The organism is Lactobacillus sp. HBUAS51381 (genome assembly GCF_012641095.1).
GTDB lineage: Bacteria > Bacillota > Bacilli > Lactobacillales > Lactobacillaceae > Levilactobacillus.
In genome coordinates this window covers 1-25,881 of the sequence record NZ_JAAVSC010000033.1, presented here as the reverse complement: position 1 = coordinate 25,881, position 25,881 = coordinate 1, and the positions used below count along the sequence as shown (strand labels likewise).

24 protein-coding genes are annotated in these 25,881 nt (G+C 51.5%); 7 read left to right on the top strand and 17 right to left on the bottom strand.

Annotation, left to right across the window (positions count from 1 at the left end; genetic code table 11):
• Positions 1-353 precede the first annotated feature (353 nt).
• Entirely contained in the window at positions 354-683 is a 330-nt protein-coding gene (locus HEQ50_RS10525) for a DUF5626 family protein (RefSeq protein ID WP_168900474.1), read from the top strand.
• Here HEQ50_RS10525 and HEQ50_RS10520 read toward each other — a convergent pair.
• On the bottom strand, positions 680-1,207 hold the full coding sequence (locus HEQ50_RS10520) for a helix-turn-helix domain-containing protein (RefSeq protein ID WP_168900473.1): 528 nt from the start codon (positions 1,205-1,207) through the stop codon (positions 680-682). The genes HEQ50_RS10525 and HEQ50_RS10520 overlap by 4 nt on opposite strands.
• Before the next feature lie 164 nt (positions 1,208-1,371).
• Between HEQ50_RS10520 and HEQ50_RS10515 the strand changes: the two genes are divergently transcribed.
• The gene (locus HEQ50_RS10515) at positions 1,372-1,644 is read left to right on the top strand and encodes a type II toxin-antitoxin system RelB/DinJ family antitoxin (RefSeq protein ID WP_168900472.1); all 273 of its coding nucleotides are present in this window, start codon (positions 1,372-1,374) and stop codon (positions 1,642-1,644) included.
• Positions 1,645-1,703: 59 nt separating this feature from the next.
• On the opposite strand, the gene HEQ50_RS10510 is transcribed toward HEQ50_RS10515, so the two are convergent.
• The 9 genes from HEQ50_RS10510 to HEQ50_RS10470 all read right to left on the bottom strand — a co-directional run bounded on the left by HEQ50_RS10510 (position 1,704) and on the right by HEQ50_RS10470 (position 8,430).
• Entirely contained in the window at positions 1,704-2,711 is a 1,008-nt protein-coding gene (locus tag HEQ50_RS10510) for an aldo/keto reductase (protein WP_168900471.1), read from the bottom strand.
• A 2-nt stretch (positions 2,712-2,713) separates the two neighbouring features.
• Entirely contained in the window at positions 2,714-3,430 is a 717-nt protein-coding gene (locus tag HEQ50_RS10505; RefSeq protein ID WP_168900470.1) for a carboxymuconolactone decarboxylase family protein, read from the bottom strand.
• Positions 3,427-4,347, bottom strand: coding sequence for an amidohydrolase family protein (locus HEQ50_RS10500; RefSeq protein ID WP_168900469.1), 921 nt, complete (start codon positions 4,345-4,347; stop codon positions 3,427-3,429). Before HEQ50_RS10500 ends, HEQ50_RS10505 begins: the two co-directional genes overlap by 4 nt.
• Before the next feature lie 12 nt (positions 4,348-4,359).
• Positions 4,360-5,001: an NAD(P)H-binding protein gene (locus HEQ50_RS10495; protein ID WP_168900468.1), complete on the bottom strand. Its 642-nt coding sequence runs from the start codon at positions 4,999-5,001 to the stop codon at positions 4,360-4,362.
• Positions 5,002-5,454: 453 nt separating this feature from the next.
• On the bottom strand, positions 5,455-5,832 hold the full coding sequence (locus HEQ50_RS10490; RefSeq protein ID WP_168900467.1) for a DUF2255 family protein: 378 nt from the start codon (positions 5,830-5,832) through the stop codon (positions 5,455-5,457).
• Positions 5,833-5,990: 158 nt separating this feature from the next.
• Positions 5,991-6,839, bottom strand: coding sequence for an aldo/keto reductase (locus tag HEQ50_RS10485; protein ID WP_168900466.1), 849 nt, complete (start codon positions 6,837-6,839; stop codon positions 5,991-5,993).
• Entirely contained in the window at positions 6,826-7,200 is a 375-nt protein-coding gene (locus HEQ50_RS10480) for a MerR family transcriptional regulator (RefSeq protein WP_168900465.1), read from the bottom strand. The genes HEQ50_RS10485 and HEQ50_RS10480 overlap by 14 nt, the downstream gene beginning before the upstream one ends.
• 99 nt (positions 7,201-7,299) lie before the next feature.
• On the bottom strand, positions 7,300-7,689 hold the full coding sequence (locus HEQ50_RS10475; protein WP_168900464.1) for a DUF2255 family protein: 390 nt from the start codon (positions 7,687-7,689) through the stop codon (positions 7,300-7,302).
• Between the two features lie 3 nt (positions 7,690-7,692).
• Positions 7,693-8,430 (bottom strand): SDR family oxidoreductase, encoded by a 738-nt coding sequence (locus tag HEQ50_RS10470; RefSeq protein ID WP_168900463.1) that lies wholly within the window; start codon positions 8,428-8,430, stop codon positions 7,693-7,695.
• A gap of 117 nt (positions 8,431-8,547) precedes the next feature.
• Between HEQ50_RS10470 and HEQ50_RS10465 the strand changes: the two genes are divergently transcribed.
• A complete protein-coding gene (locus HEQ50_RS10465) occupies positions 8,548-9,429 on the top strand; it encodes a LysR family transcriptional regulator (protein WP_168900462.1) in 882 nt (293 codons plus the stop codon).
• Positions 9,430-9,500: 71 nt separating this feature from the next.
• On the opposite strand, the gene HEQ50_RS10460 is transcribed toward HEQ50_RS10465, so the two are convergent.
• From HEQ50_RS10460 to HEQ50_RS10440, 5 genes are all read right to left on the bottom strand, one after another.
• A complete protein-coding gene (locus HEQ50_RS10460; protein WP_168900461.1) occupies positions 9,501-10,076 on the bottom strand; it encodes a sugar O-acetyltransferase in 576 nt (191 codons plus the stop codon).
• A gap of 158 nt (positions 10,077-10,234) precedes the next feature.
• On the bottom strand, positions 10,235-11,251 hold the full coding sequence (locus HEQ50_RS10455; RefSeq protein WP_211089316.1) for an alpha/beta hydrolase: 1,017 nt from the start codon (positions 11,249-11,251) through the stop codon (positions 10,235-10,237).
• Positions 11,252-11,495: 244 nt separating this feature from the next.
• Positions 11,496-12,341 carry an aldo/keto reductase gene (locus HEQ50_RS10450; RefSeq protein WP_168900460.1) on the bottom strand — a complete coding sequence of 282 codons (846 nt, stop codon included), beginning with the start codon at positions 12,339-12,341 and terminating at the stop codon, positions 11,496-11,498.
• Between the two features lie 729 nt (positions 12,342-13,070).
• Positions 13,071-13,322, bottom strand: coding sequence for a hypothetical protein (locus HEQ50_RS10445; protein ID WP_232842742.1), 252 nt, complete (start codon positions 13,320-13,322; stop codon positions 13,071-13,073).
• A gap of 80 nt (positions 13,323-13,402) precedes the next feature.
• Entirely contained in the window at positions 13,403-15,055 is a 1,653-nt protein-coding gene (locus HEQ50_RS10440; protein ID WP_168900458.1) for an FAD-dependent oxidoreductase, read from the bottom strand.
• Between the two features lie 606 nt (positions 15,056-15,661).
• Between HEQ50_RS10440 and HEQ50_RS10435 the strand changes: the two genes are divergently transcribed.
• Positions 15,662-16,363, top strand: a complete 702-nt coding sequence (locus HEQ50_RS10435; RefSeq protein ID WP_168900457.1) for an ABC transporter ATP-binding protein — start codon at positions 15,662-15,664, stop codon at positions 16,361-16,363.
• 9 nt (positions 16,364-16,372) lie between these two features.
• Complete coding sequence (locus HEQ50_RS10430; RefSeq protein ID WP_168900456.1) at positions 16,373-18,949, top strand: ABC transporter permease; 2,577 nt, start codon at positions 16,373-16,375, stop codon at positions 18,947-18,949.
• A 460-nt stretch (positions 18,950-19,409) separates the two neighbouring features.
• Here HEQ50_RS10430 and HEQ50_RS10425 read toward each other — a convergent pair whose 3' ends face one another.
• Positions 19,410-20,834 (bottom strand): MFS transporter, encoded by a 1,425-nt coding sequence (locus HEQ50_RS10425; RefSeq protein ID WP_168900455.1) that lies wholly within the window; start codon positions 20,832-20,834, stop codon positions 19,410-19,412.
• A 727-nt stretch (positions 20,835-21,561) separates the two neighbouring features.
• Complete coding sequence (locus HEQ50_RS10420) at positions 21,562-22,821, bottom strand: D-alanyl-D-alanine carboxypeptidase family protein (protein WP_168900454.1); 1,260 nt, start codon at positions 22,819-22,821, stop codon at positions 21,562-21,564.
• 234 nt (positions 22,822-23,055) lie between these two features.
• Here HEQ50_RS10420 and HEQ50_RS10415 point away from each other — a divergent pair, with 234 nt between their 5' ends.
• Positions 23,056-23,496 (top strand): CopY/TcrY family copper transport repressor, encoded by a 441-nt coding sequence (locus tag HEQ50_RS10415; protein WP_168900453.1) that lies wholly within the window; start codon positions 23,056-23,058, stop codon positions 23,494-23,496.
• 66 nt (positions 23,497-23,562) lie between these two features.
• Positions 23,563-25,629: a heavy metal translocating P-type ATPase gene (locus tag HEQ50_RS10410; RefSeq protein WP_168900475.1), complete on the top strand. Its 2,067-nt coding sequence runs from the start codon at positions 23,563-23,565 to the stop codon at positions 25,627-25,629.
• Positions 25,630-25,881 lie beyond the last annotated feature (252 nt).

The following is a 25,881-nucleotide window of genomic DNA, read 5'->3' as shown; positions in this document are numbered from 1 at the left end:
ACTAGGTGCCAAAAGGTCTCGCCACCTAGCCAGTGCCCCGCATTAATTACCATAAACTATTGATTTAACAATGTTTCTATTGACAAGACGTAGAAAAAAATGAGTACTTTGCAAAGACACCCATTGTTTCCCTCGCAGTTTCCTCTCATAGATCCGGGTATTCATACAATTTTTCTGAAGTACATTAGACTAGAGATGGAGGCTAACATCATAATTATATTTTAAGACACATAATTAAATCTCATAAAGCTCATCTGTAATCTACATGTAAACAGAATGTTTCCCCTTGTAACCATGCCGTTCCTTATGCTACTCACCTCATAGAATTAATCTCGCAATAGGAGGTAAATTCTATGAAAAAAACGTTAATTGCTACAATTATGTGTCTATCATTTTTTCTCAGTAGTCCAACATCAGCAAGTGCTGCTACCCTTAAAGTCTCTCACAATTCAGCATTGTCTTGGTCTGCCAGATATAAAGTTACAACATCTGGCAATCGAATTACACATGTATCTGATATTAAAACACATGCTGTTATGGGCAACATCACAAAGAAATATCTTACCCATGACTCCCCAAATAAAGTTACACTTCATATGACTAGAAGCGTGGGTGCTATAAAGTACCATGTCTCATTATCTGCCAAAATGGCTAAAGGTAAACTTGTTATTACAACAAATTAGTTAATGCGATATACTTCTGTATTAGATGGCTGTAGCCAATTATCACTAACTATCACGTAAGTACCGATCAAACTCACGCAGATAACAAATAGGGCAATTACAAAAATCGTCTTATATAAGCTATTGTATTTATTATTTCGCCAAATAACGTATAAAGGTAAAATACATCCTATCGGAGGAAGTATAGCTGAAACGAGGGTCAAGATGATTAGAAGAACTCCTTCATCTATGTTCTGATACAAATCTGTATTAACGGTCTTAAGCGCCTGTTTTTTTTGCGCAATTTTTTCTTCATTAGCATCAATCTTTGCTTTTAACTCATCATTCTCCTTCAACAAATTATCAATCGATATTTTGTACACTTCACTAAGTTGAATGAGATTATCTAAGTCCGGATACCCTCGCCCATTCTCCCACTTTGAGATTGACTGCCGAGTAACGTGGAGAATCGTTGCAATTTCATTTTGAGAAAATCCACTTTTGATCCGAGCTTTTTTTAGTTGAACAGCGACTTCTGTGATCATTATCATTCCCTTCGACAACTCTAATTTTAAAACTTCTTCCCCCTAATTACTAGAACAGGACGCTTTGCCGTCCGTCGGTTTTAACCACGCTATTTCATCTTAGCGAGACAAATAATCAGCATTCACACGCCGAATAGCTTACAGTAGCCATTGAGGTGATGCACATGTCTAAAGAGACAACTTTAAATGTCCACTTAAACAAAGACGTCAAGGAACGTGCCGCTAAGGTCGCTCGGGGAATGGGGCTCGATCTCAACACCGTCGTTAATCTGTTCCTCGTTGAGATGAGCAACACTAATCAGCTCCCCTTCACACCAACCGGATATTCCAAATTCCCCGGCATCTGGTCTGACAATCCTCAAGAGATTGCGCATTTTAACCAACATATCGGGCTGACCGATGATGGCAGTGACTTTGGAAACGAAACCGCAGATTAGCCAACAAAACCGGCGTCGCTCCACTCAAGGGGTGACGCCGGTTTTCTGATTTCATCATTTTAACGCTGATAATCCGTCTGACTCGCCGTGAAGGGTCCCACGACTTCATGTGGCAAGTAAGGTTCCTCCAGATACTGCACGTCAGCCGTCGTCAAATGTACGTCCAAGGCTTTGACCGCGCCAGTTAAGTGCGCCGGCTTCGTGGCCCCGATAATCGGTGCCGTCACCGTGGGTTCTTGTAGCAGCCAAGCCAACGCAATTTGCACCCGATCCACGCCGTATTTCTCGGCCAGTTCGCCCACGCGCTGAATGATGGGCAGATCCAGTTGCTTACTATCATCGTACTTCGACCGCGCCACGGCATCGGTCGCATAGCGCTTGGTATCGCCGGACCAGTCCCGGGTCAATCGTCCCGAAGCCAACGGGCTGTACGGGGTCACCGCAATGCCTTGATCGGCACACAGCGGCAACATTTCCCGTTCTTCCTCGCGGTACAACAGGTTCAGGTGGTTCTGCATCGACACGAACTTGGTCCAGCCGTGCTGCTCGGCCACGGCCTGGGCCTTTTCAAATTGCCAAGCAAACATCGCCGAGGCCCCAATGTATCGAACCTTGCCCGACTTCACCACGTCGTTTAACGCCGACATGGTCTCTTCGATCGGCGTGTTGTAGTCCCAGCGGTGAATCACGTACAGATCCACGTAGTCCGTCTGCAGGCGTTTTAGACTCTGATCGATCTGTGAAAAGATCGCCTTGCGCGACAAGCCCGCCACGTTGGGGGCCTTTTCTGGCGTGAAGAACACCTTCGTCGCCAACACAATCTCATCGCGGTTGGCCAGCTTCTTCAGGGCCCGCCCCACGAAGCGTTCGCTGTCGCCGTGCGAGTAAATATTGGCCGTATCAAAGAAATTGATGCCTAAATCCAACGCTTGTTTAATGACCTGCTCACTCTGCTCTTCGCCAACTGCCCAGGGAAACATCCCCGTTGACGCGTTGCCAAAGCCCATCGTGCCTAGGCACAACCGGGACACGTCCAACCCCGTATTGCCAAATTTGACATAATCCATACTTACGCTTCCTTCTGACTGCGTAACGTCACGGCCGCCGCGTGAATCTGTTGCACGCTGTTAATCACCAACGGAAAGCCGACGTACGGCAACAATTGTAAGGCCGACCAGATCAGCCGCTCCTCACTATTGCCCGCCTTCAAGCTGCCACGCGCGTGCGCCTTAATCTGAAAGTCCACGTTGAGCGTAATCAACGCCATCAGTTCATAGCGTTCCCGTTGTGCGACCGTGAGCCCATCGCGACCATAGTAATCTTCAAAGAAATGTTGAGTTAACCATTGTGGGAGATCGTTGCCCGCATTGGCCGGTAAATCCTTCAGTAACGTCTTGATTTCCGTCCCGTATAGTTGCTGCTGAACCGCCGCGCCCGCATCCGCCGTCGCCATTGGTTCCGCTTTAGCTGGCGTTGGCAGGTAAGGATGCATGGCACTTAACGCCACCTGCACCTTGGGCAACCCCACGACCGGCACCAGTTGATACACCGTTTCTAACAGCTGCCGGGCGGAGACGCCGTTTTGCAACGCTCGTTCAACCTGTTGGGGAATCATGCGTGGCGCGTGCTGAACCGTTAACGTGATTAACGCAATGACACTCACCTCGCCGGGTTCGACCGCCTCAGGCGCAGTCGTCACGGCCGTCATTAACCGGTTCACGATAGCCACCAAGTCCGGATCGTCTGGTAGCCAGTCGCGCACTAACTGTTCATTTTCCGTCGTCATTTCTGCATCGCTCCCATCAATCGTTGCCAATTGCCCTGCAAGATGGCTCGCTTCTGTTCTGGCGTCACCGCCATATCACGAACGGCCTGCTCAATCACCGCAGTCGGGCCCACCGGTGGAATACCAAACGGCGAATCCGTCCCGAACAAGACGTGGTCAGGGCCAAAGAACTCGACCGCCAGTTCCAGCGCCCTGGGATTGCCCAAGATAGCCGTATCCACGTAGAATTTGTGGAAGTCAGCGTAATTTTCGGCCGACTGAATGTACTTAATCCGTTGGCTGAAATACGGGATCATGGCGCCAGCGTGGTGGACGATAACCTTGAGTTGCGGATACTTGCGGAAATACTTGGCCGCAACGATCCCGTCCATCGCCTGGGTCAATTCGTACTCCCAGCTAAACGTCAGATTGTTATCTGGCTTATGAGTATCGAAGACCGGGTGGAGCCAAATGGGGGCACCGATCGCTGCCAGTTTGGCGAAGATGGGTTCATATATTGGATCCGTAATCGGCCGGCCCAGCGCCTGGGTAAAGAGTTGGACGCCCACCAATGCATCGCTACCCGCCACCTGTTCGTCAATCATCGCCAGGGCAGCCGGGATATTGTTCAGGGGCAGCATGGCCACCCCAGCCGGAAAGACATCCCGGTTGGCCCGCACCATGGCCGCCAACTCCGCATTGCCGAATCGGCACAGTTCCGCCGCTTGGTCGGCATCCACGAAGTCTTCCGGATTGAGGTTCACCATGGAGAGAACCTGCTGATGATCCGCCGGTAAGGATGTGCGGTGCTGATCGAGATCCGTCAGCAAAGCGTTTTTCATATACGGGAATTGGTCCAGAATCTGCGGGTGAATCGCGTTCATTTTGGCTAAAAACTTCGGGGGTAAAACGTGCGCAAAAACATCAATGACTGTCATTGTCTGTGCTCCTTAGATCCAGCTTGGCTGGTCGCCGTCAGTGCCGGCCTTATCCAGCCCGATGCTGGCATTTTGATACGTGGTCGGGTTGGTCAGGACCTTCAGGGCAAAGTCGGCCACACTCTTCCGGGAGACCTCGGTGCCCTTGAAGTCTTCACCCAACTGCGTTTCCTCGTAGTCCACCTCATCGTTGTCCGTCAACCAAGCCGGGCGAATTTCGGTGTAGGTGAGGCCGGAATCGGCCACCAGTTGCGCCGTCTTGCGGAAGCCCGGTAGGAAGGCCGCAATCGCCTGTTCATTCCATTCCCCAAACTTACCGGGTACCTCATGATGGGCGCCCAGGGCACTGATGTACACGAACCGCTTAGTTCCGGTCTGTTTCATGGCAGTTAAGACACTCTGCGTTTGGTCGGCCAAATCGGGCCCGCCCAAGTTGGAGTAAACCAGGTCCGCACCAGCCATATGCTTGGCCACCAAGTCGGTATCCTTAATGTCCCCATCAACGAGCGTCACTCGCGGATTGTCCGCGTACCGGTCCAACCGTGCCGCATCACGCAAGAATAGGGTTAAGGTCGCCGTCGTTTCGTTTAATAACCGGTCCGTCAATAGTTGGGCCATGGCGCCATGCGCGCCCACAATCATTATTTTAGTCATTGGTTAACTTCCTCCAATTTTTCAGTTCTTTACAGGTTGAAAGTTCACAAATACGCTCCAGTCCCCAGCTGACAAGGTTTATCACCATTAAATTAGTCATCAACGACCACCTGCGGCTGCCAGAGATTCCGGCGCTGTGGGGACCTCGCTGGAGTGACCGCGTTTACCCCATGTTAATTGGGTAAAACTCATGTAGCCGTGAGTGAGTCAAATTTGGTCTCAGCTGTGGGATTTTTCAAGTGGTCTGCTTGAAAAATGGCGACTTTGAGACATGAATTTCGGCTCAAAGCGAGGGAAAAGACAGCACTTTGGCTTTTCCCGATCCTTCCCACAGCGATCCAGACCAAATTTGGCGAACGGTGAGGCGGCCAGCGTGACTATCATTCTATAATGGCTGTTATCATTGTCACGCCAGGGACTCTAGCTATTTTCTATCTTTCAACCTTCAGTTCATTATTTTAAATCCAACCGCACCGTCGCGCTTACAGGGCCAGCGGTTAACATCGGTGGCAGGTACGGACTGCCGGCGTACTTATTCTCATAGGCCTGATTAATGGCTACCGTTAGTGCATCGTCGGTCGTCACGGGCACGTAGGCAACCTCGAAGTCCTGATCGGCCAAATGAATACGGCCGGCACCCTGCGACTTGGCGGCCTGATACCACCGTGAGTGTTGCCCATTCCACGCCCGAACGTAGAGGTGTTGGCCGACGACAACCGACCAGATCCAGGTTGGCGTGCCATAGGTCTTTCCATCTTCGTAAAAGGGCGAAACCCGCATATCGTCTGCGGTGGTAAAGGCCTTGAGTTGTGTTGCTGTCCATGCTGTCATGCTATCCACTCCATTTCCATTTAGTCGTCAGCGGCGCCAGTTACCGCGGCACGTGTGATTGGCAGACATTGTCCATCATACGAGTTGCGACTCATCCCGTAAAATACCTATTTTTCATACACTGGCATGCCCATTTCGTATACGTTACTACGGCTAGACTAGTTTGCCGTAATACTGTGTAGCCGGAAGACTTCTGGCAACGCCCGAATCTGTAGAATCAGCGGGTTACCGGTATCTAGAGCTGCAACTTGGATCTTGTCGGCCGCGCTTAGGGTGAAGTCGTTGATGGCGAAATTCTGGGCCATCCGATCCGCATGCACGGACTTTGGAATGGCAACAATGCCTTCCTCAAGCAGCCAGCGCAAGACGACCTGGGCCGGCGTCTTGCCATACTGATCGCCAATCGCTTTTAGAATGGGCTGGGTAAAGATACCGTTGTGGCCTTCCGCAAACGGCGCCCAGGCCATCAGCTTAATCCCATACTGGTCCAAAACCGCGCGTAAGGCCTTCTGTTGTGTAAACGGATGCGTTTCCATCTGATCGACGGCCGGAACGACCCGATTCGTCAAGATAAGATCGAGCAAGCGGTCGGCCTCAAAGTTGCAGACCCCAATCGCCTTAATCTTTCCTGCTTCATAGAGCTCTTCCATCGCCCGCCAACTCCCCTGATAGTCACCGTAAGGCATGTGAATCAGGTAAAGATCGAGATAATCGGTTTGTAGATTGGCCAGCGTTTGCTTGAATGATGCCATCGTCTGGTCATAGCCCGCGTCTTGAATCCATACCTTGGAGGAAATGAAGAGATCGCTGCGCGCAACGCCCGAACGCCGAATGGCCCGACCGACCGCGGCCTCGTTGCCATAAACTGCCGCCGTATCAATTAACCGATACCCCGTGTGCAGCGCATCAAGAACGGCTTGTTCGCATTGCGCTTGATCCGTAATTTGGAAGACGCCGTATCCCTGAAGGGGCATCAGCACCCCATTGTTTAATTTAGTTTGTTCCATTGCTAACCAACTTCCTTTCCGGCTGTGCCGTAATCGTTGTAATTTTTGCATCGAGGTGATCCAGCGCAGCTTGTAGTCGACTAATTTCATGACGGAGTGCAACCGCCCGATTCTGAAGCAGCTGCTGGCGGACGTCCGCCGTGTCGGTGGTCGCCTCTAAGGTCAATAACTCTCTGATTTCAGCCAACGTGACGCCACAGTCCCGTAGCTCTAAGACCTCGCGAAATTGGTCGAGGTCGTCGTTGGTGTAATCACGGATACCATTGACCCGCGAGACCGGTGCCACCACACCAATCTGTTCGTAGTAACGCAAGGTCCAGGCGCTCGTCTGTAGTTGTTGGGCCGCTTCATTGATTTTCACGCTGAATCCCTCCTTTAAGTGATTAAGTTAAGCCTAAACCGTACGCACATTAATGTCTAATACTCATAATACATTGCAATCCATACGGTTTTGTTATGCCTATGACGGTAACGGACGCACTTCCAGCGTGGCCGACCGGGGCCCCGCCTGAAGCATTGGCAAGACATAAGCGCTACCGGCATATTTCTGCTGGTAGGCGTGGTCGATCGGCGTCATTAACGCGGCAGTCGTGTCAACCGGGATAAAGGCCACTTGAAAGTTACACCCGGCAAGGTGCATCCGCCCACCGCGCTGCTGAATAGCCGACTGGTACCACGAGGACCGCTGACCGTTCCATGCCCGAACGTAGAGCCGCTCGGCCACCACCACGGACCAGATCCAGGTCGGGGTCCCACAGGTCTGACCATCGCTATAGAATGGCGAAATACAGAGATCATCGGCGGTGGCGAAAGTCTCTAAACGTTGCGTGGTCCATTTCTGCGCAGTCATCGTCTACAGTTCTCCAGCTGGCCGAATCTTCACTTCATTAATGGCCACGCGCTGTGGCAACCCAATCGCATAGACGACCAAATCCGCTAAGTCTTCTGGACGTAAAGAATGCTCTGGTTGGTGCCAGGTCTTCACAAGGTCCTGGGCGACTTGCGGATCAGCAATCGTCTTGTACAGCTCGGTATCTACCATCCCCGGCGCCACCAACGTGGTCTTAATGTGATTTTTCAGCTCCTCTTGCCGTAAGCCTTCCATGATGGCCCGCACGGCAAACTTCGTCCCACAATAGACGGCCGAATCCGCAAAGACCTTGTATCCGGCAATCGAATCCGTTGCCAGAATGTGCCCGTAGCCCTGACGATGCATGACGGGAAGCACCGCAGAAATCCCATTGAGGACACCCATCACATTGATATCCAACATTTGTTGCCACTCCTGACGATGGTCGGCCGCGAGTGGTGCCGTGGGCATGATTCCGGCATTATTGAACAACGCATCGACCTTGCCGAACTGCAAAACGGCTAAATCAACGAGCGCCTGAACATCGGCCAACTGGGTGACGTCCGTTGCCCGATAGGCGATTTGATCTGCTGGCAAGTCCGCCGCAATCTTTGCTAGTTTAGCCGTACGCCGGGCCCCGAAGACCACCTTCGCGCCACTCGCAACCAGTTGCTTAACCGTTGCCGCACCGATACCGCTGGACGCCCCGGTGACTACGACGACTTTATCTTGAATTTGCATTTTCTGACTCCCTTTCTATATTCATCTTCACTAATTAGCTTAGAGCTTGACTTTCGTTATGTCGAATGCTTAGATTAAATTAGAATCTATACAATTCAGTTATAGGAGATGGCCACCATGGAATTACGCGTGCTCCGTTACTTTTTGATGATCGTTCAGGAAAAGAATATCAGTAAGGCCTCGGCCCGCTTACACGTGTCGCAACCCACCGTTTCCCGCCAGCTAAAGGAACTGGAGGAAGAACTCGGGACGACCCTCTTTGAACGGGGAAACCGGACGATTCAACTCACCACGGACGGCGACTATTTTGCCAATCAGGCCCGGCAGATTCTGTCCCTCACCGACAAGACGTTGGCCAACATCCACCAGGAAAAGGACATCAGCGGGTCCGTCTACGTGGGTAGTGCCGAGGCCCGTAGCATGTTGACCGTTGCCCAGGCGATCGGCCACCTCAACCAACAGCATCCCCACGTGCAGATTAACCTCGTCAGCATGGACGCTGCCGACATTCATCAACATTTGATGTCCGGCGTCTTCGACTTTGGCGTGGTCATGGAGCCCATCGACAAGCACGACTACGACTTTATTCGCTTGCCCGGTGAAAGTCGCTGGGGCTTGTTGGTTAAAAATAGCGATCCCCTGGCGCAACAAGCCACGGTGAGTCTGGCAGACGTGGCGCAGACCCGGCTCATTCTCCCGCAACAGGGTGGCAATGCACGCATTCACGATCTCTTCGGCTTCGAACAGGCCGATCTCAATGTCGTCGCCACCTACAACCTGCTGTACAATGCCTCACTACTGGTATCGGCCGGCGTGGGGAGTGCCCTGGGGTTGGATGGCATCATCAATACCAACCAATCCGACCTGACCTTTGTCCCGCTGAGTCCCCGAATCTCTTCTGGTTCCAGTCTCGTCTGGCTCAAGGGACAACGCCTATCGGCCGCGGCCCAGGAATTGTTGGCCCAGATACAGCGCGAATTGACCCTAACCGAAAACTAAGCCCCCGCAGTCCACGAATTCCGTCGCACGATGCCGGAATTTGGGGACTTTTTGCTCATAGACGACTTTATTCACTCAGTGCCCTTCACGCGCCGCAGGATCTTGGCCGGGGTCCCCACGACCACCATGTTAGCCGGAACATCCTTAGTTACCACGGCGCCAGCCCCAACAATCGCATTCTCACCAACCGTCACGCCGGGCAGGATTAAGGCGCCAGCACCGATCCACGCATTCTTTTCAATATGAACAGCCTGTGCCTGGACATCCCGTCGCTGCGCCGGCTCCTCCAAGTGATTAACCGTAATCAAAGTCGCTCGCGGCCCAATCAACGCGCCGTTACCTAAATAAATTCCCCCGAGGTCCACGAACATCACGTCCTGATTCACGTAAACGTGTTCCCCGATAAAGATATGGGGGCCAAAGTCGCTGTGGATCGGCGCGTTGATTTCGGCCGATTCGGGTACCGGATAGCCGACCACTTGGCTGAGTGTGGCGCGGCGTTGGGCCGGCGTTTGATCCTTGAAGTTGAATTGTTTTAACAATTCCTGGGTGCGTTGTACCGTCTGCGTAATCCGATCAAAGTCCGCGCCGGAAAAATCTAGGGGCTGGCCGTTTAGTGCGCGTTGAAAAATTGCTGGTTCTGTCATCTCATCGCTCCTCTTTCGTTCTGTTGAGGATTAGTATAGGTTCGAGTCATATCTATATCAAATACTTATTTCAAATTGTTTACCATAGCTTTAAGACATGGATTAATTAAAAAATAAGACCAGGCAGTTTGGTGTCCAGTCTCATCTTAATTTCGATCTTAAACTGCGAGGCTCTCGTGAAAGAAGGTCCCTAACTTATCAAAAGGAATCAGATCCGTGCGATCATATAAATCAACGTGGCCCGCATTTGGCACCTTATACAGTTCCTTAGGTTCCGCAGCCGCCGCATAAGCATCCTCACTGAAATTCAACGAGATCGCGTCGGCACCTGCAATAAAGAGAAGTGGCCGGGGGGAGACCGTCGCGATATCACTCAGAGAATAGAAATTCAGGAGTTTGACAAAGCTGGTCAGAGTCGGCTGCGTTGTCGTATTCGCAGCACCCCGTTGCGTCCGGTAAAAATCATAGAATTCCTTCGAGAAGGCATCCGAATCTGGTCCGATCTCTTCCGGTGTTCCGCTGGTATACGCTGGATCGGCTCCATTAACCTCGGCCGTACGCTGCTTAGCGGCCTGATCAACCATGGTTTGGCCGCCCATGGCATCTCGCATGCCGCGAGCAACGGCACCCATATCCGTTAGGCTAACCGTTGCGATTGCCTTGAGTCGAGTATCCACTTTGGCCTGGTTCAATGAGAAGCTACCAGAAGCGCAGATCCCCAACACGCCAATCCGATCGTTGGCCACCAAATCTAAGGTCGTCAGATAATCCGCGCCAGCCGAAAAACTCTCCGAGTACAGATCCGGTGCCATGGCATTACGTGGCTCGCCAGCACTTTCACCCCAGAAGACCTGATCAAAGGACAGCGTCACAAAGCCCATCTCGGCGAGCTTCGTGGCGTATAGATTGGCCGACTGCTCCTTGACCGCACCATTTGGCGCACCGACAATGATTGCCGGGTGATGTTGGGTACGATCCAGCGCCTTGGAAACAAACAGGTTCCCTGCCAATGTCATGCCATAGAGATTGGGAAAGGTAACCGGCGTCATGGTCACGGCATCGCTGGTATACCAATTATCGGCACCACGAGATTGATCTCCTGTAGGTAATTCTGGATTCCGCCGGGCCACATTGGCACGACCGGCTGCATATACTGGTTGCGTTGTTTTACGCATAACTGATTCCTCCCTATATTTCTGAATAGTCTCATCTTAGCGCCTAATCCTGGAAACGTCCAAGACTTAGAGTAGATGGCTATCCATACACTTTAGGCATAGGTATTATCTAGCCCTCTACTGATTACTAATGTAAAAAATTCTGATTTTGTTGCACGATTCACAGAAATTTTTCAAAAAAACACACGAATCTAGGACAAAATGGCCAGACTCGTGTGTTTTTAACTATTCTGCTGAATTTCCGTTAATCACCCACTGGATGCCAGCCGTTCGGATCGGATAATCGATCCAGGAAGGCCATGTCCTTCGGGTTAATCTCGAAATCAAGTTCCGTGTTTGCCTGAACGTGGGCCATGGAGCGGCCCTTAGGGAGTGGGGCCACGCCCTTTTGTACGATGTAACGCAGGGCTAACTGCGGAATCGACACGCCGTAATTTCCGGCCACCCGTTCCAGTTCGGGACTGTCGACCAAGCCACCGGTTGCCAGTGGCGAGTAGGCTTGCACCGTAATCTGGTGGGTTTCCGCCGTCTTCACGATTGAGTCTTGCGTGTGGCCCACGTAGTATTGAATCTGATCGACGGCCGGCGTTACCGTCAAACCATCCCAGGTTAACAGGTTTTCCAGGTCATGGGAATTGAAGTTAGAAACGCCCACCGACTTGGCCCGTCCACTGTTGTAGATGTCCTGCATGGCGCGCCAAACGTCACGGTTCTCAGCATCATGGTTGGACCCCATTTGCATCCATGGCCACGGCGCATGGATGATATAGGAATCGACATAGTCCAGGTTCAGCGCCGTTAAGCTACTCTCGAAGTCTGCCATTGCGGCATCATAGGACTTGGACTCGGCTGGCAGCTTGGTCTGCACGAAGACGTCTTCGCGGGCAACATCGCTGTCACGCAGGGCTTCGCCTACACTCTGTTCATTGTTGTAGGCCTTGGCCGTATCGATGAACCGGTAGCCGGCCTTGAGGGCATTGCTGACGGCATCGTAGGTTTCCTTACCGGGGCGCGTTTGCCAGGTTCCAAACCCGACCTTTGGCATTTTCAAGCCATTATTCAACGTAAATGTATCCGTAATCGTTGGCATCTTTCATTCCTCCATTTTCTAACTGATGGTCCCATCGTAGGCCCTTAGACCTACTCTAAGGCAAGGCATTTGTTTGGATTTTATCTGAAGGTTTAAAGATAGAAAGCAGTTAGAATCCCTGGTATGACCAAGATAACAACCATGATAATATGATAGTCACGCTGGCCGCCTCACCGTTCGCCAAATTTGGTCTGGATCGCTGTGGGAAGGATCGGGAAAAGCCAAAGTGCTGTCTTTTCCCTCGCTTTGAGCCGAAATTCACGTCTCAAAGTCGCCATTTTTCAAGCAGACCACTTGAAAAATCCCACAGCTGAGACCAAATTTGACTCACTCACGGCTACATGAGGTGTATCGAATTAAACTGGTAGAACGTTGCCACTCCAGCGATGTCACCGCACATTTAGTCGATTTCAACCACTGTAACCGGAGGCAGGCAGAGATGTAGGCAGCCGTGACAGCGGTGTTAGCTGATTTTCAGCTTACAGCGCGGGACGGGTTTGGAGACTGACGGATTTTGTCAGGCTTCAAACCGAGCCGGAGGACCGATTCTCAGGCCGCAGGTGGTCGTTGATGACTAATTTAATGGCGATAAGTCTTACCAGCTGGGGACTGGAGCGTGTTCGTGAACTTTCAACCTTTAATTTTATCAAAAAAACGTTGTCAGCCACAAAACTGCGATGACAACGCTTCAATTTCAATCTCGAATTAACGCGCTTACCTCATGGCCGGTTACTTTTCCCAACCACAAAGCTTGTAATGATTGTGTTTTGCCCACTTCAAAGTCACATGCTTTAGTTTCCCCGCGTGATTGAGTCCCCGACAACCTTTCGCGTAATGATACTTTTTTCCATGATGTGGCGCAATCCAAACTTTAGCGCTCTTCGCTTCCGCCGTTGTGGTCTGAGTAGCCACCGGTTCCGCTAATCCGCCCAACGTGAAGGTGACGGCAATTAAGAGGGCCGCCTTCCGTAGTGTCTTCATCATAATCCTCCCGCAAAAATCGATATTTTTATTTTAGCTTTTTAATTATAACGAACGGGATTGTAGGCGGCAATCACTATTTAATGATAAACCAATTCTTGCGGTCGCACGACATGGTACAGGGCAAAGGCGCCATCCAGATTCACCACGGTAAATCCGTGTTGGCGGAGAAGCCGTTCCGCGATGTAGCTGCGTTGCCCGCTGAAGCAGCTCACGACATACGGTTGTTGCGGGTCCAGTTCTCCCAATCGCGTGCGTAGTTGGTTCAAAGGAATGTTGCGGCTCTGCTTAAATTGACCGTCCGCCAACTCATCGGGATTCCGCACGTCCAGCACCTGCCATCCCGCCGCCAAACGGGCCGGGAGTTCGGACCACTGAATCGTCTGGCTCAGGCCTTCCGCAACATTCATCGCCGCATAACCCAGCATATTGACGGGGTCCTTGGCCGAACCGAATGGCGGCGCATAGGTAAGCTCTAATTCCGGTAGATCCGCAATCGTCAGACCACCCTTAATCGCCGTGGCGAGAACATCAATCCGTTTATCCACGCCCTGCGCACCAATGCCCTGGGCCCCGTAGATTTTACCGGAGTCCGGGTCAAAGATTAATTTCAACGTCAACGGCGTGCCACCGGGAAAGTAACTGGCATGACTGTTGCCACGCACGTGAACGACCCGGTGTTTAAGACCCAACTGCTGGACCTGATGTTCACTGAAGCCGGTAGAGGCGGCAGTGAGCTTGAAGGCCCGCACAATGGCGGTCCCCAGACTACCACGGTTCAGGTGATCCAAGCCAGCGATATTGTCCGCCACCTGACGCCCCTGCCGATTGGCCGGTGATGCCAAGGGGATCAGCGTCTCTTGCCCATTGAGTTGTTGCTTAACCACGATGGCATCGCCCACCGCATAGATGTCCGGATCACTGGTTTGATAGTGTTGGTTCACGACAATGCCGTCTTTTAAGCCTAGCGACAACCCAGCCGTCTTAGCCAACTGACTTGCTGGTCGGACGCCCACCGCCATGATTGTCAGATCCGTTGCCAGCCGCGTGCCGTCCGTCAGCACTGCCGTTTGACCATCGTCCTCTAGCACCGCCAGTGCTTGGTCGGTGATAACCTTAACGCCATTTCGCTGTAATTCTGTCTCGACAAACGCCGCCATTTCAGTATCCAGCGTTGGGAGAACGTGCGGGGCCTGCTCGACCACCGTCACGGCCAAACCGCTTAATTTCAAGTTTTCGGCCACTTCAAGCCCAATGAAGCCGCCACCCACCACTAACACGCGCCGGACCCGCTCGCTTTGAAGGCCGGTCATAATCCGATCGAGGTCGGGAATATTGCGTAGCGCATAGACGTGATTGGCCGCCGTCACCCCTGGTAATTCAGGCATAATCGGTTCTGCTCCCGGCGACAAGATCAACTTGTCGTAAGACTCCCGCGTCAGCTGACCGGCGTGGCGTACGACGACCGTATGCTCGGCCGGCAAGATCTGGGCGACCTCGTGATTGGGCCGCACGTCGAGGTTAAACCGCGCTTGCAAGCTCGCTTCAGTCTGCACGACCAGATCGGACCGTTCACTAATCTCACCCGACAGATAAAACGGTAACCCACAGTTGGCAAACGAGACGTACGGTCCCCGCTCAAAGATCACAATTTCGGCGTGCTCATCCAACCGCCGTAGCCGAGTCGCGGCAGACATCCCACCGGCTACACCACCAATAATGACGACTTTCATCCGCAAAACATCCTTTCGCTCTACTTGATCTCGTTTAACACGGGACTCCATGCGCCCAGTATACCGAACTAGGGCAAAAAATGAAACCGGTTTCCGTTGCGTCTAGCCGTGTTTCCGCCTACAATTAACTCATGGCTGATGCTTGAAAACTCGAAGCAACCGCTTAATTCCTAGCTGATAAAGTTTATACCCTTTAGGCTCGTTATTGATGATCACCTGCGGCTGTCAGAGATTCCGGCAGTTAAAAAGAAACTAGATTGGTGGAATCATCACTGAAATGATAGCGTTTATCCACAATGATTGCTCACATCTCGTGTAGCCGTGAGTGAGCTAAATTTGGTCTCAGCCGTGGGATTTTCCAAGCGATTTTTCTTGGAAAATGGCGACTTTGAGACGCGGGTTGACGGCTCAAAGCGAGGGAAAAGACAGCACTTTGGCTTTTTCCGTCCTCCCCACCGCGTTCCAGACCAAATTTGGCGAACGGTAAGGCGACCTGTACGCGACTATCGTATAATATTAGCCGCTATCCTGGTCATACCAGGGATTCTGGTCGTGTTTCACCTTTCACCCTTAAACAATTTAATCTCAAATAAGGAGTATCCGCGTATGGCCTACATAGAAGTTATCAATGAAACCAGACAATTCACCCAGGGCGACCAAATGACCGTCGCCAATCGCGACATCTCCTTTAGTGTCGAACAAGGCGAGATCGTCACCATCCTTGGTCCCAGTGGCGCCGGCAAGTCCACCCTGCTCAATATTCTCGGGGGCATGGATAGCCCAACCAGTGGTCAAGTTCTGATTGACGGTCAAGACATTGCCCAGTTGACGACCAAACAGTTAACCACCTATCGTCGTCAGGACGTTGGCTTCGTCTTTCAATTTTACAACCTCGTCCCCAACCTAACCGCTCGAGAAAACGTCGAGCTCGCCTCGCAAATCACCGCGGATGCCCACGATGTCAGCGAGACCCTGGGACTGGTTGGTCTGACGGATCGCGCGGCTAATTTCCCCGCCCAACTATCCGGCGGTGAACAACAACGGGTCGCCATTGCCCGGGCCATCGCCAAGAATCCCAAGCTCCTGTTGTGTGACGAACCCACGGGCGCGCTGGATTACCAAACGGGCAAACAGGTCCTGCAGGTCATCCAGGATGGTGCCCGCCGAACCAACATGACCGTCATTATCGTGACCCACAACAGTGCCATCGCCAAAATGGGCGATCAGGTGATTCACATCAACGACGCGCGGGTTCAGTCCGCCCAGCGTAACCCGCATCCCACACCGGTTGCCGAGATTGAATGGTAGGTGATGAGGATGACAACGAGTTATTTCAAAGCCATTCTGCGAGAGATTCGCCGTTCCAAGGCCCGCTTTCTCTCCATCATGCTCATTATTTTCCTCGGTGTGGCCTTCTATACCGGGATTCGCGCGACCGGACCGGACATGTTACAGGCCGCCGATGACTACTACGCCCGACAAAAATTAGCCACCAACAGCGTGCAATCCACGGCGGGCCTGACCAAACAAGACCGCGCCGTCCTGCAGCGGCACCGCAGTCAGGTTGCCTATCAAGCCGTTAAGTACGTGGACATTAATCAGCTCAACAACAATCAAGCCGTGCGCGTGGCAGAACTTCCCGCTAAGCAGGCCGTCAATCGGCTCACCGTGGTCAGTGGTCACCTGCCGCGCAGGGCCAACGAGATTGTCCTTGATCAACAGGCCCGAACCGTCCAACCGCAGTTGAAGTTGGGCGCGACCTACCGCATTGCGACGACTCAGAAGCTGAATCGGACCTTTAATCGCCGGACTTTTAAGATTGTGGGGTTCGTCAACTCCCCCCGCTATATCGAAAAGACGACCCGTGGCGTTACCACCGTGGGTAAAGGCACGCTGGATTATTTTGCCCTCGTGAAACCCGGAACGCTGACCCAAAAAGTCGCCAGTCGACTGGATATTCAGTTTAAGAACCTCGCACGGGTCACCCCCTATTCGGCTAAATACAAGCGGTTAAATAAGGCCAATACCGACCAACTCAAGTCCTGGTTCAAGCCCCAGGCCGCCCAGCGCCAATCACAGTTAAAGCGGCAAGCGCACGCCCAGTTGGCTCCCAAGGTCGCGCAAGTTAACCAGCTGGCCCAGCAATTACCGGCCAATTCACCGCTCCTGCTAAACGCGCAGAAGCAGTTGAAGCAGGCGCAGGCCAAGATCGCCGCGATTGCCCAACCCACTTACCTGTACACTGGTCGGACAGCCAATCCCGGCTATAGCGAATACCACGAAAACACGCAGCGAGTCGTCGCGTTATCCACGGTCTTTCCGCTCTTCTTCATCGCCATCGCCGCCTTAATCTGCCTGACCACGATGACGCGAATGGTCACGGAGTTACGGATTCAAATGGGGACGCTCAAGGCCCTCGGCTACAGCAACCTCGCCATTGGCAGCGAATTTATGCTTTATGGCGGGCTCGCCAGCCTACTGGGCACCCTGTTGGGCGTGGGCTTTGGCGTCAACTTCTTTCCCCGGTTCATTGCCCAAGCGTATGGCAGTATGTACAATCTCCCCGCCATCAACGTCCAGTATCTCTGGACCGACATCATCATCGCCTTGGTGATTGCGTTGGCCTGCACCATGGGCAGCGCGGCCATCGTCTTACGGGTCGACCTACATAGTAATCCCGCCACGTTGATGCAACCCAAGGCCCCTAAGGCCGGCAAGACCCTGTGGCTGGAACACTGGCATGGTCTCTGGCGCCGACTGAGCTTTAACCACAAGGTAACCTTGCGTAACCTCTTCCGTTATAAGCAACGCCTGCTGATGACCGTTCTGGGCATCGCCGGTTGCATGGCGATGATGATTACTGGCTTTGGCCTCAAGGATTCCATCGGCGACATTAGCGTTAAACAATTCAATCAACTCTGGCATTACGATGCCATCGTGGTCCGCAATGGCACGCAGACCGCGGCACAACAACGCGCCCTCCGCCGCCAATCCTTGTACAAGGACGACCTGGTGCTCAAGCAATCTCAGGTCACCGTTGAACGATCCGACGTTGCTAACCAGACGGCCACGTTGAGCGTGCCCCAGCATCCGCGGCAACTCAAAAAGTTTGTGGTCTTGCGAAATCGTCAGAGTCACCAGACCTACGCAATTGGTGACCGCGGTGCGATTATCGATGAAAAACTGGCCAAATTGTACCACGTGAAGGTCGGCGATCAGTTACCCGTAAAGCTGGGCAACCAGCACGCCAAACGCGTCCGGGTCGCCGCCATCGCGGAAAACTACGTCAACCATTTCATCTATCTATCGCCACACTATTATCGCCAAGTTTTCGGAAAAAAAGCCGTCTACAATGGCAATCTGGTGCAGTTTACCCATCATGGCAAGCGTGCCCAGAATCAATTTGCCAGTGACTTACTCAAGACCAAGGGCATGTTGAACGTCACGCTCCTCAGCACCGAGAAACAAAACAACTTTCAGATGCTAGACACCATGGATCTGGTCGTCATCATCTTCGTGGTGGCGGCCGGCGCATTGGCCCTGGTCGTCCTCTACAACCTCACGAACATCAACGTTTCCGAACGGATTCGCGAGCTGTCAACGATTAAGGTGCTGGGCTTCTACGATGGCGAGGTGACGATGTACATCTTCAGGGAGAACCTGATTCTAACGGTCATGGGGATTCTACTGGGCTGTTTCATGGGGGACTGGCTCCACAGCTATATCCTCAATACCGCGGAGACGGATAGCCTGATGTTTTCACCGGGGATTCACCCGCTCAGCTACGTCTATTCGGCCCTGTTGACACTGGCCTTTAGCCTGCTGGTCATGTGGCTGATGCACCGAAAGTTAAAGCGCATCAACATGCTGGACGCGTTAAAATCGGTGGATTAACCGTTACTTCAATCACAACTGGCCGCCTTACCGTTCGCCAAATTTGGTCTGGAGCGCGGTGGGTAGGACGGAAAAAGCCAAAGCCCGGTCTTTTTCCTCGCTTTGAGCCGTCAGCCCACGTCTCAAAGTCGCCATTTTCCAAGCAAAATCACTTGGAAAATCCCACGGCTGAGACCAAATTTGACTCACTCACGGCTACTTGAGATGTTCCCAGTTAAACCGCTGAACGTTGCCAATCCAGCGCTTTCACCACACGTTTAGTGGCTTTCAACCACCATAACCGCAAGGGATCGCTAATAGCTAGCTTTATGGCTATCACCCTCATCACCCGAGAATTAGTTGGCATCTGTCGACGTTCAAACTTTAATTTTCAGCATAAGAAAGACACCGCAACGACCATCTCACGATGATTGTTGCGGTGCCTTTTAATTTACATTCACTGTTATAGTCCATCTATTGACTACTTAGCTTCGTTTTCCTCTTCAGCGTTCTCGGAGTGAATTTCAGCTAACTTAGCGGCGTTGGCGTTAACACGCTTCTTACTCAATGGGTAGAAGAACAGTAAGACCAAACCGGCCAGTAACAGACAGAAGGTAGGAACCCCAGTTGCCAAGGTGTAGATGTGGTTAACAACTTCCGTGGTTTGAGAAGCACCACCACCAGTGGAAGACTTGTAACCGATGAAGGTCAACATGAAACCACCGAAACCACCGGCGATCGCTTGGGCAACCTTCCGGGCAAACGAGTTAACCCCGTAAACAATCCCATCTTCACGAACCCCTGTCAGGACTTCGTGATTATCGATAACATCGGTGATGAAGGCCCAAACCATCAGGTTGAAGACCCCGGCACCTAAGGAACCGAAGAATAACATAACCAGGTAGAACCCAGCACTTTGCGTCCGCATTAACATTAAAGTCCCGTAGATTGCGGCACCAATGAACAGCGCAACGATGGAACATTCCTTACGACCAAACGTCCGCGTCATCCAATTACTGAATGGAGCCAACAGAATAACGGTCGCAAAGTTGAAGACCAGCGCGATACTCAAGGCTTTGGTATCCTTGAAGTAGTCGTTGAACAGGTAAGTCAACAACGTCCCAGATAAGTTTTGGTTAATAACGATTAAGATATCAACCAGAACCAAGACAACTAAGGCCTTGTTTTCAAATAAACCTTTTACCAAACGTGATAATGGCACCTTTTCAGACTTTTCAGTCCGCACACGTTCAGTCGTTAAAGCCGTCGTTAACGTGTAGCAAGCCCAGGCGATGAAGGCACAGCCCACAACAACCCAGAAGAAGCGGCTCCCAGAAATCTTTTGGGAAGCCCCCACGTAGATGATCAGTGGCAGAACGTAACTGGTCAGCGCACTACCAACGGCAGACCCGATGGCCCGGAACGTTGACAGTGACGTCTTATCGTTAGGGTCACCACTAATGGCAGAAGCCATAGAGCCGTAAGGGATGTTAACGGAGGAGTAGAAGATCCCCCATGATAAGTAGGTAATGAAGACGTAGGCCAACCGTGCTGGCATTGCCCAATCTTTAACGATTGGCACGAAGGTCAAGATGAAGGCCAACATCAGCGGGTACTTCATCCGGTTAATCCAAGGCTGGAACCGCCCACTCTTATGTAACTTACTATTATCGACAAACCGACCAACCATAATATCCGCAAAAGCATCAACGAATCGGGCGGTCAAGAACAAGATCCCTACTTGCGCCCCAGTTAACCCCAGGACGTTGGTGTAGAAAATCATTAAGAACGAGTTAATAACGTTGAATGAGAAGTTATTCCCAATATCACCAAACATATAACCGATACGGTCTTTTATATTAAAAGGCTGCGCGGCGATGGTAATCGTTTTTTGAGTTTTATCCAATTTTCCTGACACTTCCTAAAATATATAGTCTTAAACGAGCAAAATAAGAGCAAACCTGAACGCTGTTGGGTCATCCTAGCTAGGGTATTTCCGGTAACGTCCCCTTGTAACTAATATACAAGTTAGGTTCAGCGTACCACGTGTAGAAATCGCTTTCAACCTCAAATTAAAAAAATAATGACATTTGGTAGCCGATTCGCTACCAACTAATCAAGCGTAAATCACTGACACGTAAACGTTTTGAAGGACCTTGTGATTTGCGATAAATTTTAAAATAAAAATGTTGGCGTTTTCATTAAAATCCAAGAATTTGCTGATTTTTCGTTCTGATATACTACCTGACGACCACGAGGTAACATTTTTACTGATAGACATCATATATTTACTAAACGCGCAACCGTCCCATTTGTGACACCTTTTATTACTGAATTAACACTAATTTTTTCTCGCAATTGTCAGATTTCCACTGGTTCATCTCGTAAACGACCGCGTTAATCACTTAATTTACGTGGGACATTTCTAAACCAACGTTAACTGGAAGCAACGACTCGTCATCATTCCCCCGTTCCATGCCAGTAAATTTTGGGTTCTTTCCTATGTAAATGCTTAAACGTTGCCAGAACGGTCGTAAACTCAAAAAAGCTATCAGGGGCCACGACCATCGTGACGCCTGATAACTTCCTTTAGAAACACTTATCCATAGAGACAATTCAGGTTAGTTTAACTGTTAAAACAAACTATTCAAGGGTTGGCGTAACGTGACCAATAGCCGGTCCACATTGTTCTGAACCGCAAAAACCGCCCGTTCCGCAAATAACGTCGTGGTCCGCTGTGCCCGGTACATCACCTGCTGTTGCACGCCGGTCTGCGTATCGGTAACCGTTGCTTGGGCCACCGGATCACCGGCATCAACCGTTCCCGTGCTTAACTGCGTGGGCGTCAACTTGGTCTCGACCTTCGTCGTCAAGTTAGCCGCCGCATCCTGATACCAGACGCCTGCCTGCGACGCGGTTGGGGTCGCCACGACTTGGGTCGCGAGACCGTTGGACAGCGAAATTCGTTGTTCCGTCAATGGCGTCGTCTCTAAGCGATACTTCTGTTTTAATTGCTTAATCAACTTGTTCATCGCGGAAAAGGTGGTGTCCCCACCTAGAATCGTGGCCACCATACGTTGCCCATTAACCGTATAGGTCGCGGTGAAACACAACTTGGCGTTTTCGGTGTACCCCGTCTTGAGCCCATCGATGCCACTTTCCTTCTTGTATTGAGACTTACCCGGCAAGCAACTGTTTTCATTATAAATGGCCGTCCCATTGATCGTATCTTCCGTCTTGCTGGCAATGTCCGTAATCTGAGGATCAGCCTTGAGAAGTTGCTGGGCAACCTTGGTGATCGCCTTAGCCGAGACCAGGTTCTGCTCGTTCTTTCCCGTATCGGGCAACACGAGATCATAGTCCTTCAGATCGGAGTTATCCAAGCCGGACGAACTAATGAAGTGGGCCTCCAAGCCCCAGTCCGCGCTCTGCTGATTCATCAGAGCGACGAATTTGGCATTACTGCCGGCGACCACTTCTCCCAGTTCCGTTGCCGCACTATTCGATGATGCAATCATCGCTGCCGCAACCAATTGGCGAACGGTGAACGTTTCACCCGACTTCATTCGCAGCGAAGAATAGGCATAGCTATGACTGAGTTTAATTAAATTCTGCGGCATGGTCACCTCATCATCCCAATTAATCTTACCCGCGTTAATCGCTTTGACGGTAAGGTAAACCGTTAACAGTTTCGACAATGATGCGATTGGATATCGCTTATCTGCATTTTGTTGGTAAAGCACCTGGCCACTATTGGCATCCATGACATACGCTGCCCGCGCCGGTACCTTGCTGACCGTTTTAGTCGCGGCCTGTGCCGTTCCCGGCGCGAACATGACCAGCGCTAATCCGGCCACGACAAGGGTGCGTAACCACTGTTTTAAAAGAACCACGAGTACGTAAGCTCCCTTCATATAGCTAACTTATCTTTCAATTATACAAAGTGTATCAGGTAAAACCACGGTTCCAGAGAATCTTGCTTAAATTTTAATTTCTTATTATTTGATTTGTAATCAGCCCGTATTCTCAGTAATAAACGGCAAACCTTCTTCTTGACAGTTATCGTTTACAGATGTAAACTCTAAGTATCAATTGAACTACAGATGTAAACAAAGGAGTGACTCACCGTGCCGACTACTGAAATTACCGAAACGATTACCGATGCCGAATGGTGTGTGATGCGGATTGTCTGGACACTGGATCAAGCCGACAGTCACACCATCATCGACTTGGTCAGCCAACAACATGATTGGAAGGCTGCCACCATTAAAACCTTGATTGGTCGATTGGTCAAGAAGGGCGCGCTGGCAACTACGAAAAACGGCCGTCAGTTTATTTACACACCGCTCATTCCGGAACAAACCGCCATGGACACCGCGTTAGCCAACCAACTCGACCAGATGTGTGCCATGTGTCGGGGCCAAGCCTTTGTGCACGCCATCGACCACACCGAATTAAGTCAGGCCGATATTCAAGAATTGATTACGCATTTGCAAACAAAATTAACCACGGCACCCGCCACCATCGCGTGCGACTGCCTGCCGGAGGGCTATGAAGGGAGTTGCTAAATTATGAAAGCATCTGAACGTCATCTGGGAATGACCCACATGAATATGCAGCACGATATGAAGGGCATGGACCACCATCAAATGGCTACCGATGATCACACTATGGATCATCAAGATATGAGCAAGATGGACATGAGCGATATGGATATGGACATGGGTGACGGGCACATGATGCACATGGGCAATCTCAAGCGTAAGTTCTGGGTTTCCCTGATTCTCACCATTCCCGTTATCTTAATGTCGCCCATGATGGGCATGACGCTGCCGTTCCAGCTTGTCTTTCCAGGAAGTGATTGGCTTGTCGCCATTCTGGGCACCATTCTCTTCTTCTACGGTGGCGCCCCCTTTATCAGCGGCGCTAAGGCCGAATTACAGATGAAACGGCCGGCCATGATGACCTTAATCTCCATGGGGATTGGCGTGGCCTACATTTACAGCATTTATGCGGTGATTGCCAACAACCTCTTCCACGTCACACCAACGGTCAACAACTTCTTCTGGGAGCTATCCACGTTGATTGTGATCATGTTGCTGGGACACTGGATTGAAATGAATACGATTATGAACGCCGGTTCCGCGGTGGACGCCCTGGGAAAGTTACTGCCTCAAGAAGCCCACGTGGTTGATGACAACGGTAACGTAACCGATGTGAAATTAAGCGAGTTACAAGTCGGCCAGACCGTCTCGATTCGCGCTGGCGAACAGATTCCCGCCGATGCCACGATTCTGACGGGGAGTTCCGCCGTCAACGAATCTCTAGTTACGGGGGAATCCAAGGCCGTCCGTAAGACTGTCGGGGATGCCATCATTGGTGGGTCCGTGAACGGCACGGGCACCTTTACCGCTAAAGTTACGGGAACCGGTGACTCCGGGTATCTTGCGCAGGTCATGGCCCTGATTAAGGACGCCAAGAACGCCAAATCCAAGTCGGAAAATTTGGCCGATCGCGTGGCCGGCTGGCTGTTTTATGCCGCCCTATTCGCCGGGATTCTCGCCTTCATCGTTTGGTTGACTGTGGCCAACTTGGCCGTGGCACTCCCAGTGGCCGTGGCGGTCTTCGTCATCGCCTGCCCCCACGCATTGGGGTTAGCGGTCCCTCTGGTTGTGTCTCGCAGTACGGCGCTGGCCGCTCAAAATGGCCTGTTAATCCGTAACCGGACGGCCACGGAACAGGTCAATCAGTTGAAGTACGCCTTAATGGATAAGACGGGAACGTTGACTCGTGGTGAGTTCAAGGTTAACCACCTGATTAGCCTGGACGATCAGCATTCCGAAGCCGACGTGCTCACGCTCATGGCCAGCTTGGAAACGGGTTCCAGTCACCCTCTGGCAACCGGGATCTTAACGGCCGCGAAGGAAAAGAAGCTGGTCGCTGAAGCCGCTACGGATACTCACCAAGAAACCGGGTTAGGTCAATTCGGCACAATCGCTGGGACCACGTACGGGGTGGTTTCGGTCAACTATTTGGAACAAAAACATCTCGACTACGATCATGACCAATTCACCTCACTCGCCAGTGAAGGAAACTCGATCAGCTATCTGGTAACCGGTGATCAGGTTCTGGGATTAGTCGCCCAGGGTGATCAGATCAAGCCCGCTGCGGCTAAACTGGTTGCTTCCCTGAAGAAACAGGGCATCACACCAGTTATGTTGACGGGTGACAACCAGGAGACCGCGACCAAGGTTGCCGCGGCCGTGGGCATTGACGACGTGCAGGCCCGCTTGCTTCCCGAAGACAAGGAACGGCTGGTTAAACAGTACCAGACCAAAGGGAAGGTGCTCTTCATTGGCGATGGTGTCAATGACGCGCCAAGCCTAGCCCGCGCCGACATCGGCATGGCCATTGGTTCCGGGACGGATGTGGCGATCGAATCTGCCGACATCATCCTGGTGTCCAGCGATCCCGCCGACGTCATTCAATTCTTGGATCTGGCACGCGCAACGCACCGTAAGATGACCGAAAACCTCTGGTGGGGTGCTGGCTACAACCTGATTGCCATTCCACTGGCGGCTGGCGTTCTCGCCCCCATCGGCTTCATGCTTGATCCTATGGTCGGTGCGATCATCATGTCACTGAGTACCGTGATTGTCGCGATTAATGCGATGACCCTGAAGATTAAAGACGTTGCTTAAAATAAAAATACTAAAGGTTGAAAGATAGAAAAACAGCTAGAGTTTCTGGCGTGACAAGGCTAACAACCATGATAATACGATGGTCGCGTACTGGCCGCCTTACCGTTCGCCAAATTTGGTCTGGATCGCTGCGGGAAGGATCGGGAACAGCCAAAGTGCTGTCTTTTCCCTCGCTTTGAGCCGAAATTCACGTCTCAAAGTCGCCATTTTTCAAGCAGACCACTTGAAAAATCCCACGGCTGAGACCAAATT

Coding starts and splice junctions, on each gene's coding strand:
- HEQ50_RS10525 (WP_168900474.1), top strand. CDS start 354: ATGAAAAAAACGTTAATTGCTACAATTATGTGTCTATCATTTTTTCTC.
- HEQ50_RS10520 (WP_168900473.1), bottom strand. CDS start 1,207: ATGATCACAGAAGTCGCTGTTCAACTAAAAAAAGCTCGGATCAAAAGT.
- HEQ50_RS10515 (WP_168900472.1), top strand. CDS start 1,372: ATGTCTAAAGAGACAACTTTAAATGTCCACTTAAACAAAGACGTCAAG.
- HEQ50_RS10510 (WP_168900471.1), bottom strand. CDS start 2,711: ATGGATTATGTCAAATTTGGCAATACGGGGTTGGACGTGTCCCGGTTG.
- HEQ50_RS10505 (WP_168900470.1), bottom strand. CDS start 3,430: ATGACGACGGAAAATGAACAGTTAGTGCGCGACTGGCTACCAGACGAT.
- HEQ50_RS10500 (WP_168900469.1), bottom strand. CDS start 4,347: ATGACAGTCATTGATGTTTTTGCGCACGTTTTACCCCCGAAGTTTTTA.
- HEQ50_RS10495 (WP_168900468.1), bottom strand. CDS start 5,001: ATGACTAAAATAATGATTGTGGGCGCGCATGGCGCCATGGCCCAACTA.
- HEQ50_RS10490 (WP_168900467.1), bottom strand. CDS start 5,832: ATGACAGCATGGACAGCAACACAACTCAAGGCCTTTACCACCGCAGAC.
- HEQ50_RS10485 (WP_168900466.1), bottom strand. CDS start 6,839: ATGGAACAAACTAAATTAAACAATGGGGTGCTGATGCCCCTTCAGGGA.
- HEQ50_RS10475 (WP_168900464.1), bottom strand. CDS start 7,689: ATGACTGCGCAGAAATGGACCACGCAACGTTTAGAGACTTTCGCCACC.
- HEQ50_RS10470 (WP_168900463.1), bottom strand. CDS start 8,430: ATGCAAATTCAAGATAAAGTCGTCGTAGTCACCGGGGCGTCCAGCGGT.
- HEQ50_RS10465 (WP_168900462.1), top strand. CDS start 8,548: ATGGAATTACGCGTGCTCCGTTACTTTTTGATGATCGTTCAGGAAAAG.
- HEQ50_RS10460 (WP_168900461.1), bottom strand. CDS start 10,076: ATGACAGAACCAGCAATTTTTCAACGCGCACTAAACGGCCAGCCCCTA.
- HEQ50_RS10455 (WP_211089316.1), bottom strand. CDS start 11,251: ATGCGTAAAACAACGCAACCAGTATATGCAGCCGGTCGTGCCAATGTG.
- HEQ50_RS10450 (WP_168900460.1), bottom strand. CDS start 12,341: ATGCCAACGATTACGGATACATTTACGTTGAATAATGGCTTGAAAATG.
- HEQ50_RS10445 (WP_232842742.1), bottom strand. CDS start 13,322: ATGAAGACACTACGGAAGGCGGCCCTCTTAATTGCCGTCACCTTCACG.
- HEQ50_RS10440 (WP_168900458.1), bottom strand. CDS start 15,055: ATGAAAGTCGTCATTATTGGTGGTGTAGCCGGTGGGATGTCTGCCGCG.
- HEQ50_RS10435 (WP_168900457.1), top strand. CDS start 15,662: ATGGCCTACATAGAAGTTATCAATGAAACCAGACAATTCACCCAGGGC.
- HEQ50_RS10430 (WP_168900456.1), top strand. CDS start 16,373: ATGACAACGAGTTATTTCAAAGCCATTCTGCGAGAGATTCGCCGTTCC.
- HEQ50_RS10410 (WP_168900475.1), top strand. CDS start 23,563: ATGGACCACCATCAAATGGCTACCGATGATCACACTATGGATCATCAA.